The organism is Streptomyces sp. NPDC127197 (assembly GCF_042672405.1).
Classification (GTDB): Bacteria; Actinomycetota; Actinomycetes; order Streptomycetales; family Streptomycetaceae; genus Streptomyces; species Streptomyces flavusporus.
This window is the reverse complement of record NZ_JBHXVG010000129.1, coordinates 1-1,935: the sequence shown is the minus strand read 5'-3', so window position 1 is coordinate 1,935 and position 1,935 is coordinate 1. Positions and strand designations below refer to the sequence as shown.

1 protein-coding gene is annotated in these 1,935 nt (G+C 64.7%); it reads right to left on the bottom strand.

Annotation, left to right across the window (positions count from 1 at the left end):
* Positions 1–86 precede the first annotated feature (86 nt).
* Positions 87–1,349 carry a group II intron reverse transcriptase/maturase gene (gene ltrA / locus ACFVJQ_RS45865; protein WP_385791939.1) on the bottom strand — a complete coding sequence of 421 codons (1,263 nt, stop codon included), beginning with the start codon at positions 1,347–1,349 and terminating at the stop codon, positions 87–89.
* Between the last annotated feature and the right edge of the window lie 586 nt (positions 1,350–1,935).

The window sequence follows — 1,935 nt, the reverse complement described above, 5'->3', positions numbered from 1 at the left end:
GTCGGGTGGCCCGGGGGAATCGCACCCCCGGGCTCCCACAGAACGGAGCGTGACAATCTCTCGTCACTCCGCTCTTGCCATCCTGTTCACCAGGCGACGGCGGCCTCAGTGGCGATCTTCCAGTGCGCGAACAGCCGGGGGTACCTCTTGGCGATCCCCTGCATGCACTCGACCGCTTTCCTCAGGGCCGCCAGCCTCTTGTACTTCCGGCGGATCCATCGCACCAAGTAGGCGTTGATGCGCGCCAGGAGGGGATACAACGCCGACCGGTAGAACCGGCCGTAGTAGTTGATCCAGCCCGCCACGATCGGATTGATCTCCTTGGCGAGCTCCACGAACGTGGAGTTGGGGCGTCGGTGCAGCCGCCAGCGGCGGACCTCCCGGCCCATCTTCTTCAGGGCGTCCTTGCTGACCGCCGGCATGAAGGCCAGGAACTGCCTCCCGTCCCTCCTGCGGGCGCCGCGCGGGCGGAACGTGTAGCCGAGGAACGTGAACTGCGTGTGCTCGAACGAACCACGCCGCTTTCCGTCCTTGCAGTACACGATCTTGGTCTTGTCGGGGTGCAGCCGCAGCCCGACCTCCTCCATCCTGTTCCCGAGGGCCGCCAGGACCTCACGGGCCTGGCGCTCGGTGACGCAGTGCACGACCGCGTCGTCCGCATACCGCTCGAACTGGATGCCCGGATACCTCCGGGCCAGCCACGTGTCGAACGCGTAGTGCATGAACAGGTTCGCCAACACGGGTGACACCGCGGACCCCTGCGGGGTGCCCCGATCCCGCTTCTGCAAGGTGCCGTCGGGCAGTTGAAGCGGCGCTTCCAGCCACCGCTGGACATACAACTTCACCCAAACGGCGTCGGTGTGAGCCTCCACGGCCTTGACGATGAGGTCCCAGCGGACGCTGTCGAAGAACTTCTGGATGTCGAGATCGATCACCCAGTCACGCCTCCAACAACGTTCCCGGCAACGCTCCACCGCATCCAAGGCCGACCGGTTCGGCCGGTATCCGTAGGAGTCCTCGTGGAACAAGGGATCCACGCGGACGCCCAGATGCCGGGCCACCACGGTCTGTGCCACCCGGTCAGCGACCGTGGGAATGCCGAGCATTCTCATGCCACCGCCGTGCTGCTTCGGGATCTCCACCGCACGCACCGGAGGAGGGAAGTACGTCCCCGACGACATACGATTCCAGATCTTGTAGAGGTTGTTCCTCAGATCGGACTCGAAGTCGGCAATGGACTGCCCGTCCACTCCCGGTGCGCCCTGATTCCTCTTCACATCCTGGAAAGCCTCCCAGACCTCCCACTTCGAGATATCAAACGGCTTGCCTGACGACTTCAACTGCTCCATCGGCTCCTCCCGGGCACCGCCCGGTTGACCAAACGAACACAGCCACGGATGACCCGGCCCCTTCGCTCCACCCCCGTTACAGGGGCTTCGCCACTACTACGGGCCGGTCCGCCAGCGCACCCCGCGACGGTACTCAGTCCCTTGCGGTTTCAGCCGCTTGGGAGGCTCCCTGTCGCCGCCCCAGGTGGGGCGAGCGGTGTCGGGGCGCGCCTTCTCCTGTTCCACGTGAAAGCAGCAGACCGGGCTCACGTCGCCTACACGCCGGACACCACCTGGCCAATAGACGGGCTCCCGCCAGGCTGATCCCGGGGGCCGGTTACACAACCCCGGTTTTGATGTCACCTGTTTCCGTTTCGACGCATCATCGACGATTCGCCTGCGCTCGTCTTCCCGATCCCCACCTGACGCCTCTCGGACGCCTTTTCCTCATCGCTCACCACGACGGTCTTCAGCCAACGCAGCATGAGGCGGTTTGAAGCCTCCCCCCGCAGGGCGACTCCGAAGGGCCAGATCCTTCATCTTCCACGCAGCACCGCAATAAGGCGCTCTTCCTACATAGAACTCCTCCTTGCGTTCAGGACACACG

Excerpts from the sequence above, each read along its gene's own strand:
- ltrA (WP_385791939.1), bottom strand. The coding sequence starts at position 1,349 with ATGGAGCAGTTGAAGTCGTCAGGCAAGCCGTTTGATATCTCGAAGTGG.